Origin of the sequence: Streptomyces sp. NPDC005863 (genome assembly GCF_042871345.1) — a bacterium.
In the GTDB taxonomy this organism is placed as follows: domain Bacteria; phylum Actinomycetota; class Actinomycetes; order Streptomycetales; family Streptomycetaceae; genus Streptomyces.
Map to the genome: position 1 here is coordinate 98080 of NZ_JBIAII010000015.1, position 12782 is coordinate 110861.

10 protein-coding genes are annotated in these 12782 nt (G+C 72.8%); 3 read left to right on the top strand and 7 right to left on the bottom strand.

Annotated elements, in window-relative coordinates; translation table 11 throughout:
- Positions 1–12 precede the first annotated feature (12 nt).
- Genes ACFYO9_RS35375 through ACFYO9_RS35390 form a run of 4 tightly spaced genes read right to left on the bottom strand, consistent with a single transcriptional unit; the run spans position 13 to position 3509 of the window.
- Positions 13–486 carry a GNAT family N-acetyltransferase gene (locus ACFYO9_RS35375; protein WP_358777979.1) on the bottom strand — a complete coding sequence of 158 codons (474 nt, stop codon included), beginning with the start codon at positions 484–486 and terminating at the stop codon, positions 13–15.
- Positions 483–1991, bottom strand: coding sequence for a tripartite tricarboxylate transporter permease (locus ACFYO9_RS35380; protein WP_358777980.1), 1509 nt, complete (start codon positions 1989–1991; stop codon positions 483–485). Before ACFYO9_RS35380 ends, ACFYO9_RS35375 begins: the two co-directional genes overlap by 4 nt.
- A gap of 1 nt (position 1992) precedes the next feature.
- Positions 1993–2529, bottom strand: coding sequence for a tripartite tricarboxylate transporter TctB family protein (locus ACFYO9_RS35385; protein ID WP_358777981.1), 537 nt, complete (start codon positions 2527–2529; stop codon positions 1993–1995).
- Positions 2526–3509 (bottom strand): tripartite tricarboxylate transporter substrate binding protein, encoded by a 984-nt coding sequence (locus tag ACFYO9_RS35390; protein ID WP_358777989.1) that lies wholly within the window; start codon positions 3507–3509, stop codon positions 2526–2528. Before ACFYO9_RS35390 ends, ACFYO9_RS35385 begins: the two co-directional genes overlap by 4 nt.
- 131 nt (positions 3510–3640) lie before the next feature.
- On the opposite strand from ACFYO9_RS35390, the gene ACFYO9_RS35395 reads away from it, so the two are divergent.
- Entirely contained in the window at positions 3641–4327 is a 687-nt protein-coding gene (locus ACFYO9_RS35395; protein WP_355810017.1) for a response regulator, read from the top strand.
- A gap of 318 nt (positions 4328–4645) precedes the next feature.
- Positions 4646–5665, top strand: a complete 1020-nt coding sequence (locus ACFYO9_RS35400; protein ID WP_358777982.1) for a lytic polysaccharide monooxygenase — start codon at positions 4646–4648, stop codon at positions 5663–5665.
- An 80-nt stretch (positions 5666–5745) separates the two neighbouring features.
- On the opposite strand, the gene ACFYO9_RS35405 is transcribed toward ACFYO9_RS35400, so the two are convergent.
- The 3 genes from ACFYO9_RS35405 to ACFYO9_RS35415 all read right to left on the bottom strand — a co-directional run bounded on the left by ACFYO9_RS35405 (position 5746) and on the right by ACFYO9_RS35415 (position 11451).
- Complete coding sequence (locus ACFYO9_RS35405; RefSeq protein ID WP_355810012.1) at positions 5746–6609, bottom strand: alpha/beta fold hydrolase; 864 nt, start codon at positions 6607–6609, stop codon at positions 5746–5748.
- Between the two features lie 304 nt (positions 6610–6913).
- Positions 6914–7948 carry a hypothetical protein gene (locus tag ACFYO9_RS35410; protein ID WP_388667056.1) on the bottom strand — a complete coding sequence of 345 codons (1035 nt, stop codon included), beginning with the start codon at positions 7946–7948 and terminating at the stop codon, positions 6914–6916.
- An 8-nt stretch (positions 7949–7956) separates the two neighbouring features.
- A complete protein-coding gene (locus tag ACFYO9_RS35415) occupies positions 7957–11451 on the bottom strand; it encodes a DNA polymerase III subunit alpha (protein WP_358777983.1) in 3495 nt (1164 codons plus the stop codon).
- A 196-nt stretch (positions 11452–11647) separates the two neighbouring features.
- Between ACFYO9_RS35415 and ACFYO9_RS35420 the strand changes: the two genes are divergently transcribed.
- Positions 11648–12691, top strand: coding sequence for a DUF3533 domain-containing protein (locus ACFYO9_RS35420; protein ID WP_355810007.1), 1044 nt, complete (start codon positions 11648–11650; stop codon positions 12689–12691).
- Positions 12692–12782 lie beyond the last annotated feature (91 nt).

Consider the following 12782-nt stretch of genomic DNA (forward strand, 5'->3'; position numbering starts at 1 on the left):
GGTGATGCCCCGTCAGCTCGACGCGAGCCGCTTGCGGTAGTGGACGCGGCCGTAGGGGCCGTCCATGCGCCGCTCGACGACCTCGTACCCGTACCGGGGGTAGATCTTCTGGTTCTCCCACATCAGCGCGTTGGTGTAGAGGCGGATCTCGACGAACCCCAGCGCCCGCGCGTGTGCCTCCACGAAGGCGAGCAGCCGCCGGCCCACCCCCTGCCCCGCGGCGTCGGGGTGGACGGCGATCGACTCCAGCAGGAGCCGCCCCTCGTACGGCCGCGGGACGAGGACGAGGAGACCCACCACGGGGTCCCCGGTGACGTACACGAACCCCGCCGCCACATCGGCCGCGTGGTCGGCCTCCATCGGGACGGGGACCTGCCCGATGCGTTCGATGTAGCGGTGGTACGCCGCGTCCGTGACCGCCCGCACGGCGGGCACGTCGGCGGCGGTGGCAAGGCGGATGTCCGCGAAGGCGTCGGGCGTGGTCATGCCTCTACGTCTACGCCACGTCGCCGCGCCCGCACCACCGCCTTGCGCAACAACGGCCACACCACGATCAGGACGATGAGGCCATAGACCGTCTTGGAGAACGGCGTGTCGACGAGGCCGGCGGCGCTGCCGTCGCTGATCTGCAGGGCGCGGCGCAGCTGCTGCTCGGCGTTGGGGCCGAGGATGACGCCGATGACGGCGGGCAGGATCGGCAGCCCGTACCGCCGCATCCCGAAGCCCAGCAGGCCGATGACGAGCAGGATGACGAGGTCGAGCGACTCTCCGCCGACCGCGTAGGCGCCGACGGCCGCGAAGAAGAGGATGCCCGCGTAGAGGTAGGGCCGCGGGATGCGCAGGAGCTTCGCCCAGACCGGCGCGAGGGGCAGGTTGAGGGCGAGCAGGAGCACCATGCCGACGAACAGCGAGGCGATCAGGCCCCAGACCAGGTCCGCCTCGCGTTCGAAGAGGAGCGGTCCCGGCTGGATGCCGTACTGCTGGAAGGCGGCGAGCATCACGGCGGCCACGGCGGTCGTGGGCAGGCCGAGCGTCAGCATGGAGACGAGGGTTCCGGCGGCCGACGCGGACGAGGCCGACTCGGGGCCCGCGACACCCTCGATGGCGCCCTTGCCCCACTCGTCCTTGTGCTTGGACAGGCGCTTCTCGGTGACGTAGGAGAGGAAGGTGGGGATCTCGGCGCCGCCGGCGGGGATCGCGCCGAAGGGGAAGCCGATGAGCGGGCCGCGCAGCCAGGACTTCCAGGTGCGCTTGACGTCCTCCTTGCCCAGCCAGGGGCGGCCGACGGGGATCGCCCGGCCGCTGGTGCGGCGCAGGTGGGCGGCGACCCAGAGGGCCTCGCCGATGGCGAAGAGGCCCACCGCGACGATCACCACGTCGATGCCGTCGGCGAGTTGCAGCGAGCCGAAGGTGAGCCGCTGCTGGCCGGTCATCTGGTCCAGGCCCACGAGGCCGATGGTGAGGCCGATGAGGAGCGAGGCGAGGCCGCGGACGCGGGACGCGCCGAGCACGGAGGTCACCGCGATGAACGCGAGCACCATGATGGCGAAGTAGTCGGGCGCGCCGATGTCGACGGCCAGGTCGGCGACCGTCGGCGCGAGGACCACCAGGAGCGTCGTGCCGATCATGCCGCCCGCGAAGTGGCCGACGGCGGCGGCCGCGAGGGCCTGTGCCCCGCGCCCTGACCTGGCCATCGGATGGCCTTCCATGGCGGCGACGACGGCCGCGCTCTCGCCCGGCGTGTTGAGCAGGATCGAGGTGGTCGAGCCGCCGAACATCGCGCCGTAGTAGATGCCGGCGAACATGATGAAGGCGCCGGTCGGTTCGAGCCCGTACGTCACCGGGAGCAGCAGGGCCACCGCCATCGCGGGGCCGATGCCGGGCAGTACGCCGATGGCGGTGCCGAGGAGGACGCCGACGGCGGCCCAGAGGAGGTTGATGGGGGTGAGGGCCGTACCGAAGCCGTCCATCAGGGAGTTGAAGGCGTTCATGTCACAGCACTCCCATCAGGGGGCCGCCCGGCAGGGGCACGCCGAGCAGGTTGTCGAAGACCTCGTAGGTGACGACGGAGAGCCCGGCGGCGATCAGCGGGTCGCGCTCGAAGTGGCGGCTGCCGAGCGCGTAGGCGGCGCCCCAGAAGAGCAGCGCCCCGGCGACCGGGAAGCCGGCGGGTTCGATGAGGACGGCGGTCATGAGGAAGACGCCGGCCAGGAGCAGCACGGTGCGCCAGTCGGCGGGTTCGGAGAGGTCGACGTCCTCGCCGCCCTCGGCCTCGCCGCGGCCGCCGCGCAGCACGTCGACGGCGAGCAGGACGGCGACGACGAGCAGCCCGGAGCCGACCGCGATCGGCACGGTCTTCGGGCCGATGGGGCCGCGCTGGGTGAGGTCGACGTCCATGGTGAGCGCGTCGGTGAGGACGAGGGCGCCGAGGGCGAGCAGCAGGACGCAGACGCCGAGTTCGGAGTGTTCGCGCAGCCAGGAGCGGCGGTCCCGCGCCTCGCCCCCGGTCGGTTCGGTGGTGGTGGTCACAGTCCCAGCTCCTTCAGTACGGAGACGACGCGCCGGTCCTGGGCGGCCAGGAAGTCGCCGAAGTCGTCGCCGGTGAGGAAGGCGTCGTCCCAGCCGTTGGTCTTGAGGGACTTCCGCCACTCGGGCGAGGCGTGCAGCTTCCTGACGAGTCCGGTGAGCTTCTTGCGTTCGGCGTCGCTGAGTCCGGGCGGGGCGACGATGCCGCGCCAGTTGGTGAAGTCCACGTCGTAGCCGGACTCCTTGAGGGTGGGCCCGTCCAGGCCCTTGACCCGCTCGGGTCCGGTGACGGCGAGCAGCCGCAGTTCGCCCGACTTGATCTGGTCGAGGTACTCGCCGACGCCGGAGACCCCGAAGGCGACCTTGGAGCCGAGGATCGAGGCGAGCAGTTCACCGCCGCCGTCGAAGGGCACGTAGTTGACCTTCTTCGGCTCGATGCCCGCGGCGCGCGCCATCAGCATCGGGGCGAGGTGGTCGGGCCCGCCGGGTGACGACCCGCCGCCGACGGTGACCTTGCCCGGGTTCTTCTTCCAGGCGCCGACGAGCTGGCCGATGGTCTTGTACGGGGAGTTCTTGGCGACCACGACGACGTCCTGCTCCTCGGTGAGCCGGGCGATGGGGGTGGTGTCGCCGAGGGTCTTCGGGGAGTGGTTGGAGCGGGCGGCGCCCACGACGCCGAGGCCCATGGACATGGCGAGCTTGCCGTTGCCGTGCTCGCCGACGAGCCGGGACAGGCCGACGGTGCCGCCTGCGCCGGGCAGGTTGAACACCTCGATGTTGTGGGTGAGTCCGGCGTCCTCGGCGTTCTTCGCCGCGGTGCGCGCGGTGATGTCGTAGCCGCCGCCGGGGGTGTTGGGGACCATGAGGCGCAGCCCGGGGATCTTGGTGCCGGTGTCGTCGCCGCCGCCCGTGGTGAGCAGCGGCGGCGCCACGAGCACGAGGAGGGCGGCCCCGCACAGGGCGAGGGGTGTGCGCAGGCGCACGTGTGCCACCACCTGTCGGTACGTAGTCGGGTGTGAGGTGGCCCACATGTTGCCCGCGCGTTAACAACCTGTCTCTCTTCCGGAATCAACGGACGTTGTGGTCGTTGTGGTCGCGCCCATAGCCTGCGGCGATGACAAGGGTGCTGGTCGTGGACGACGACTTCATGGTCGCCAAGCTGCACAGTCGCTACGTCGCGGCGGTGGAGGGGTTCACCGTGGTCGGGGCCGCGCACAGCGGGGCCGACGCGGTCGACGCGGTACGGCGGCTGCGTCCCGATCTCGTCCTGCTCGACGTGTACCTGCCCGACATGGACGGCATCGCCGTGCTGCGCGAGCTGCGGGCGGCCGAGGAGCGCGAGCCGGGGCGCCGGCCGGTCGACGCCCTGTTCATCACGGCGGCACGGGACGCGGAGGTCGTCCGGGCCGCGCTGCGGGCGGGCGCCCTGCACTATCTGATCAAACCGTTCAACCAGGCGGCGCTGCACGAGCAGTTGAGGCATGTGGCGGCGTTGCGGGCCCGCCTCGACGGCCTGCGGGAGGCCCGCCAGGAGGACGTCGACCAGCTCTTCGGCACACGGCCCCCCGGCTCCCGGGAGCTACCGAAGGGCCTGGCCGCGCACACGGCGGAGCTGGTGGAACAGACCCTGCGCGGCCACCCGGACGGCCTCTCGGCGACGGAGTGCGCGCAGGCGGGCACCCTGTCCCGGGTGAGCGCACGCCGCTACCTGGAGTTCTTCGCGGACACCGGACGCGCGGAGGTGACGCTCCGGTACGGCGGGACGGGCCGCCCGGAGCGGCGGTACCGGTGGGTGGGCTGAACGACGACCCTCAGGGACGCGGGCGACCGGTCCGGTAGCCGGGGTCGTGCATCTCGTCCCCCGCCATCCCCTCGGGTCACGGGCCCCTCGTCCGCCTCGTACGGGCCGTTGTCTGAGCTCCTGATTAGCCCTCCCTTAACCGCACCATAAAGATCGCCATCACCGGCGCTCAGCAGGGGATTTCGCGGTTTTCAGGGGCTAGTTTTCTGACTCGCCGGGGCGATGACGAACCGTCGGTGCCGCTGGTGATCGGGGGGCTGTGCCGCCCGTTCGCCGTCGCCCCGTGTCCCCCTGAACCGCCGTTTGAGGAGAACCCGTATGTCCGCTCGTCGCAAGGTCGCCGCGATCGCCGCCGCCGGTGTGGCGCCGCTCGCCCTGACCGCTCTCTCGGTCTCGCCCGCCACCGCGCACGGCTCGATGACGGACCCGGTCAGCCGGGTCTCCGCGTGCTTCCAGGAGGGCCCCGAGTCGCCGAAGTCGGCCGCCTGCAAGGCCGCCGTGCAGGCCAGCGGCGTGCAGGCGTTCTACGACTGGAACGCGGTGAACATCGCCAACGCCGCCGGCAAGTCGAAGGAGATCATCCCCGACGGCAAGCTGTGCAGCGCGGGCAACGACAAGTACAAGGGGCTCGACCTGCCGCGCGCCGACTGGCCGTCCAGCAAGCTGACGGCCGGCAACCACACCTTCCGCTACAAGGGCACCGCCCCGCACAAGGGCTCCTTCGAGCTGTACATCACCAAGGAGTCGTACGACCCCTCGAAGCCGCTGAAGTGGTCGGACCTGGAGGAGAAGCCCTTCGTCGACGTCGCCGACCCGAAGATGGAGAACGGCGACTACGTCTTCGACGGCAAGATCCCCGCCCGCCAGGGCCGCCACCTGATCTACTCGGTCTGGCAGCGCTCGGACTCCCCCGAGGCCTTCTACACCTGCTCCGACGTCGTCTTCGGCAAGGACACCGGCGGCACCGGATCCGCCCCCGCCCCGGCCGCCTCCGCCCCCTCCGAGCAGGAGATCGCGGCCGGCGCCGACAAGTCGACCGTCGAGCACCACGGTCACGGCGACGCCAACGCCCACACCGGCGCGGAGGCCACGGGGGCCGCGCCCGCCGCCGACTCCGCAGACTCCGCCGACGAGCCGGCGGTCGGCGACAACGAGCCGGAGGTGAACGGCGGCGCCGAGAAGCCGGTCACCACGGCCGACGACAACCTCGCCGAGACCGGCGGCGACAGCACCACCCCGTACATCGCGGTCGGCGGCGCCGCCGTTCTCGCCGTCGGCGCCGCGGCGATGTTCGCCACGACCCGCCGCCGCGCGGCGAGCGGGCGCCACGGCCGCTGAGCCGGTCGTGCCTGAGTGAGTGAAGGGCCGTGCTTCCCCGGCCGGGGAGCACGGCCCTTCACACCGTTCGGGGGTCGCGGTTACGACAGGCAGGTGCTCGGCGTCGCGTGCGCCGGATCGAGCGCGTTCGCCACCTCGTGGTGGGCGACGCGGTCCAGGATGCCGATCGCCACGTGCTCCGACGCGTCGACGGGGCACAGGTTCTGCAGCGTCACGTTGTGCACGCCGGGGCCGTCGAGGAACTGGGTGCGGTACGGGGTGACCACCTCGTCGTACTTGGTGGCGATGACGGTGTAGCGCACACCGGGCACCGTGTCGCCGCCCGCGTTGAGCTTGGTCAGGAAGGGCGATCCCGCCACCTGGTCGGCGAGGGCCGGGGTGTTGGTGGTCAGCAGGTCCTCGATGCCCGGGAAGTACGGCAGCAGCTTGGTGAGGCCGAGCAGGGTGGTGCCGTGGTTGTCCGGGGCGAGGCCGATCATGGCGTTCACCTTCTCGGCGCCGCCGAGGAACTTGAGGTAGTAGCGGGGCATCATGCCGCCCTGCGAGTGGCCGACGAGGTCCGCCTTCTTCGCGCCCGTCGAGGCGAGCACCTTGTCGACGAAGACGTCGAGCTGTCCGGCCGACTTGTCGATGGGGCCGAGCCCGTTGAAGAGGGGTACGCCCGGCAACTGGCCGTAGTCCAGGGAGAAGACGCAGTAGCCGCGCTTGACGAGGTAGGGCGCGAGGACGAGCCAGTTGTCGACGGAGTTGCCGAACGTGCCGTGCACGAGGACGACGGGGCGGGGGTGTGCGGCGGACGGCTTGCAGCCGTAGTCGTTCCAGCCGCTGGACGAGGCGGACGTCTCGGGCGAGGCGGCCGCCGTGGCGGCGGGGGCGAGGGTGGCCGCGCCCGTGACGAGCAGGGTGGCGGCGAGGGCGCGCAGCGCGCGTCTCCAGGGCAGCATCGGGTGATCTCCTTGCGGCTCAAGGGAGTTGCGAGGAAGGTGCGATGAGGGGTGCGGGGAGTGCGTGGGGGTGCGGAGATGCCCTGTGACCCGGATCGACAGGATGCCGTGCTCACGTCAAATTACGCGCGAGTAGGTGAAGAGTGAAGCGGCGCGTCGGCAAAAAGTTCCAGTGTTCACTGGCACGGTCGCCACCGCTCGGCCGACGCCGCACGGAGCCGGGCCGAAGCCGAGCCGCGCCTCACGCCACGCCACGCCTCACGCCACACCGCACCTCACGCCACACCGCACCTCACACCGCGCCTCACGCCGCCAAGGTCCCCGGCACGATCGCCCCGGGTCCGAACTTCTTCCGCGCCCGGTCCGCCACCTCCTCGATCCGGCGGGCCTTCTCGTCCGTCGGGTCGAACGTCAGCTGGTGGGTGGCGCGTTCGGCCGGGCCGAGGCCCTCCGCGCGCAGCGACACGGCACGCACCCGGGCCCGTTGCAGGCCGAGCGACTCGTACATGCGGTAGGCGGCCGTGGTGAGCGCGGCGGAGTGGGCGGTCGGCTCGGGCAGGGTACGGGTCCGGGTGATCGTCGCGTACCCGGTGCGGTCGGCGTACCGCACGGTGAGCGCCAGCGAGCGGCACACCTGGTCCTCGCCGCGCATCCTGACGCCCAGCTCCTCGGCGCCGGAGAGCAGCGCGCGGCGGTGCCGGAAGGGGTCCAACTCGTCGCGTGGGAAGGGCCGTTCGACGGCCAGCGAGCGGGCGGCGGCGTTCGGTGTGACCCGGGTGCGGTCGACGCCCCGCGCCTTCTCGCCCAGTTCGCGGCCGGCGCGGGCGCCGAGGAGCCGCTGCAGGGTGGACAGGGGCGCCGCGCCGACCTTCTCCAGGGTGTCGAGGCCGTACTCGCAGAGCGTACGGGCGGTGGCGCGGCCGATGCCGGGCAGCTCGCCGACCGGCCGCCCGGCGAGGAACTCCCGTACCCCGTCAGGACCTTCGGGCACCGCACACGTCACGCCGGGGGCGGCGTCGCGCGCGGCCATCCGCGCCAGCATCGGCCCGGGCCCGGCGCCGACCGCGCACTCCACCCCGTACAGCGCGAGCGCCCGCACCCGGACCAGCGCGGCCAGCTCGACGGCATCCCGCCGAAAGTACCGCCGCGCCCCGCGCACATCCACGAGCGCGGCATCCGGCGGAAGCGCCTCGACCTGCGGGGTGAACTCCCCGAGCAGGGCGATCAGTTGGGGCAACAGGGCTTCGTACATGGACGGCAACAGAAAACGTACGTAGAGGGTGGCACCCCCATCCCCGTCCCCGCCCCCGTCCCCCACAGCGGCCCCGGTCCTGGTCATCCCGTCGTTCATCCCGCGCTCCCCGGACTCTGGTGCCACAGCTTTCTGTTCGGGCCCGCTGATCCCTCGCCCGCCGGGCGCAGGTCCGCCCAGGGGTGCATCTCGTATCCGTTGGCCATGCGGATGCGGCGGCCGCCGGCCCGGTCCCGGGTCTCCTCGGGGGCCGCCTCCGGCTCCGGAGGCGCCAGGCGCGCCGCCACCGCGTCCAGACCGCCTTCCTTGCGCACCTCCACCAGGTCCGCCAGGTTCCACGCCGCCGCGCCCACCACGCTGAGGCTGCGGGGGCCCCGGCGCTGCACCACGCCGCGTACGAGCAGCAGCCAGGAGTGGAAGACGGTGTGCGCGCACCGTTCGTGGGCGTCGTCGAAGAAGGCCAGGTCGACCAGGCCCGTACCGTCGTCCAGGGTGGTGAAGATGACGCGCTTGCCGGAGCGGATCGGCGGGGTCTGGGTGGCCGCCTTGGCGCCCGCGACCAGCACGGTCGCCCCGTGTTCGGCCTCGCGCAGCCGCCGCGCGCTGAAGACGCCGAGCTCCTCGAGGAAGCCCCGGTGATCGCCCATGAGATGGCGCGAGGAGTCCATGCCGAGGACGCCGAGCTCGGCGCTGAGCCGCTCCGCGTCGTCCAGGTCGGGCAGGCCGGCGGGGGCCGTCTTCCGGCCGTCGGCCAGCGGCAGTTGAGCCCCGCCCCCGCCCCGTACGCCTCCTGCTCCCCCTGTACCTCCTGCGCCCCGCGCCCCCCGGCGCAGCTCGGCCAAGTGCAGTTGCAGGTCACGGCGGTTGGCGCCGAACGCGTCGAGCGCGCCGACCTGCGCGAGCCGTTGCGCGACCGGCTTGGAGGGCCGGGCCCGCTCCCAGAAGTCGACGAGCGAGGCGTAGGGCTGCCCGTCGGCGATCCGCGCGGCCTCCGCCTCGCTGATGCCGTGCACGTCACAGAGGGCGAGCCGCAGCCCCCAGACCTCCCGGGATCCCGCTCCCTCGGACACCAGTTCGATACGGTGAGCGACCGCGGACCGGTTCACGTCCAGCGGAAGGATCGGCACCCCCCGCCGCCGCGCGTCCGCGAGCAGCAGCCGCTTCGGGTACATGCCGGGGTCGTGGGTGAGCAACCCCGCGTAGAAGGCGGCGGGGTGATGGGCCTTCAGCCACGCCGACTGGTACGTCGGCACGGCGAAGGCCACCGCGTGCGCCTTGCAGAACCCGTACGACCCGAAGGCCTCGACGATCTCCCAGGTGCGGCCGATCGTCTCCGCGTCGTACCCCTTGGCGGCCGCCTGCTGCGCGAACCAGAAGCGGATCCGGCCCTGCGCCTCGGAGTCGGAGAGCCCGCGCCGCACCCGGTCCGCCTCGTCGCGCCCGCAGCCGGTCATGACGTTCACGATCTCGATGACCTGCTCGTGGAAGACGACGACGCCGTAGGTCTCCTTCAGCGCCCCGGCCAGGTCCGGATGCGGGTAGCGGACGGGCGCCCGGCCGTGCCGGGACTCGATGAAGGGCCGCACCATGTCCGCGGCGACCGGCCCCGGCCGGAACAGTGAGATGTCGACCACCAGGTCGTGGAAGGTCTCGGGCTGCAGCCGGCCGACCAGATCGCGCTGGCCCGGCGACTCGATCTGGAAACAGCCGAGCGTCTCGGTGGACTTGATGAGCCGGTACGTCGCCGGATCGCCCGGCGCGACCCGGCGCGGGTCGTCGAGGTCCACCACGTCGCCGGTGGCCCGCTCGACCTCCGCCACCGCGTGCGCCATCGCCGACTGCATCCGCACGCCGAGCACGTCCAGCTTGAGCAGCCCGAGATCCTCCACGTCCTCCTTGTCGAACTGCGCCATGGGCAGGCCCTCGCCGCTGGTCGGCACGACGGGCGTACGGGCGAGCAGCGAGGCGTCGGAGAGCAGCACCCCGCACGGGTGCATGGCGACGCCGCGCGGCAGTGCGTCGAGGCCCTCGACCAGCTCCCACAGCCGCCGGTCGCCGCCCCACTCCTCGGCCACCTCCCGCAGCTCCGGCAGCTCCTCCAGCGCGGCGCGGGCGTCGCGGGCGCGGATGTGCGGGAAGGCCTTGGCGATCCTGTCGATCTCGGCGGGGTTCATGGACAGGGCGGCGCCCACGTCGCGCACGGCGTGCCGGACGCGGTAGGTCTCGGGCATGGCGACGGTCGCGACCCGCTCGGTGCCGAAGCGGCCGATGATCGCGCGGTAGACCTCCAGGCGGCGGGCCGACTCGACGTCGATGTCGATGTCCGGCAGGACGTGCCGCCGCTTGGACAGGAACCGCTCCATGAGCAGCCCGTGTTCGACGGGGTCGGCGTGCGCGATGCCGATGAGGTGGTTGACCAGGGACCCGGCGCCGGAGCCGCGCGCCGCGACCCGGATGCCCAGGTCCCGTACGTCGTCGACGACTTGGGCCACGGTCAGGAAGTACGAGGCGTAGCCGTGGTGGTCGATGATGTCGAGCTCGTGGTGCATCCGCTCCCAGTACGCGCGCCGCGTGTCGTAGCCGCGCCGGATCATGCCGGCCGCAGCGCGCGAGGCGAGGACCCGCTGCGCGGTGCGGCGCCCGGCGCCGACCAGGCGCGGTTCGGGGAAGTGCACGGAGCCCATGCCGAGGTCGCCCTCGGGGTCGACGAGGCACTCGGCGGCGGTCGCCCGGGTCTGTTCGAGCAGGCGGTGGGCGGTGTCGCGGCGGAAGCCCGCGGCCTCGACGACGCGCTCGGCGACGCCCAGCATGTCGTCCGCGCCCTTGAGCCACCGTTCGCCGCTGTCGAGTCCCTTGGTCGGGTCGACGGGGACGAGGCGGCGCGCGGCGTCGAGGACGTCGGCGACGGGGCCCTGGCCGGGGTCGGCGTAGCGCACGGCGTTGCTCAGGACGGGGCGCACGCCCTGTTCGGCGGCGAAGCCGAGGGTGCGTGCGGCGAGCCGCAGCGAGCCGGGGCCTGTGCCCTCGCGGCCGTGCCAGACGGACTCCAGGCGCAGCGCGTCGCCGTAGCGTTCGCGCCAGGGGGCGAGGAGGCGGGCGGCGCGGTCGGGGCGGCCCGCGGCGAGCGCGCGGCCCACGTCGGACGCCGGGCCGAGCAGCACGGTCAGACCGTCGCCGTGGTTCTCCTGCCAGGGCAGGACGGGCGGCCCTTCGGCGGTGCCCGCGCGGTGCGCGGCGGTGATCAGCCGGCAGAGCGCGGCCCAGCCGGTGGCGCCGTCCCGGGCGAGGTAGGTCACGCGCGGGGTCGACTCGTCGATGAAGGCACCTCCGCGCACGGGGACCCGGTGTCGCTCGCCCGCGGTCGGCGCGGCGGCCTCCCCGACCGCGAGTTCGGCCCCGAAGAGCGGCCGGACACCCGCCTTGGCGCAGGCCTTGGCGAACCGGACGGTGCCCGCGACGGTGTCCCGGTCGGTGAGCGCGAGGGCGTCCATGCCCCGTGCGGCGGCGCGCTCGGCCAGCCGCTCCGGGTGCGAGGCGCCGTACCGCAGGGAGAACCCGGAGACGGTGTGCAGATGCGTGAACCCTGGCACACGCACCTCCTGGAACCCTGAACCGATCCGATCTCACATCCCCCGCTCTCCACCATAGACCAGTTTCGAACTTACGTACGACACATACGTTCGATTAGGGAGCGTGGGCGGCCGCAGCCCCGTCCCCGCCGCCGTTCCCTCGTCCGTTCGGCCCATCCCACCTGCGCGAACGCCCGCGCCCCCCGAGCGTGGACGCATGAGCTTCGCCGACGAATTCAAGAGCGCCGTCACCCCGCGAGCAGCCCTGCTCGTCATCGGCGTCCTCGCCCTGCAGCTGCTGTTCATCGCCTCCTACGTAGGGGCGCTGCACGACCCGAAACCCAAGGACGTCGCCTTCGGGGTCGTCGCTCCGGGGCCCGCGGCCGAACAGACCGCCGACCGTCTGGAGAAGCTCCCCGGCACCCCGCTCGACCCCCGCGTCCTCAAGGACGAGGCCACGGCCCGCCGCCAGCTCATGAACCGCGACATCGACGGCGCCCTGCTCGTCGACCCGCGCGGCACGACCGACACCCTCCTGGTCGCGTCCGGCGGCGGCACCGCGCTCTCCAGGACCCTCACCGACCTCGTCGGCAAGGTCGACGCGGACCAGAAGCGCACGGTCACGACGGACGACGTGGTCCCGGCCTCGGCCCACGACTTCAACGGCCTGTCGTCCTTCTACCTGGTCGTCGGCTGGTGCGTCGGCGGCTATCTGTGCGCGTCGATCCTCGCGATCAGCGCGGGCTCCCGGGCCGCCAACCTCTCGCGCGCGGTGATCAGGCTCGGCACGATGGCGCTCTACTCGATCGTCGGCGGCCTCGGCGGCGCGGTCATCATCGGGCCGATCCTCGGCGCGCTGCCCGGCAGCGTCCTCGGCCTGTGGGGCCTCGGCGCCCTGGTGATCTTCGGGGTCGGCGCGATCACGCTCGCCCTGCAGGCGCTCACCGGCATCGTCGGCATCGGCCTGGCCGTCCTCCTCATCGTCATCGGGGGCAACCCGAGCGCGGGCGGCGCCTTCCCGCTGCCGATGCTGCCGCCCTTCTGGCGGGCGATCGGGCCCTGGCTGCCGCCGGGAGCGGGCACCTGGGTGGCCCGCTCCATCGCCTACTTCGAGGGCAACTCGATCACCCGGGCGCTCCTCGTCCTCTCCGCCTGGGCGGTCCTCGGCGTCGTCGTCACCCTCGCCCTCTCCGCCCGCCGCAGGACGCCGCACAGCAGCTCGATCGACCTCAGCGCCACCCGGTACCGGGGCATCGCGTGAGGCTCGCGTGACGTGAGCGCCTTCGCGTGACGTGAGCGGCGGTGGCCTCGCGGGCGGGCCGCGTTGTCAGACCCCGGTGCGAGGCTGGGAC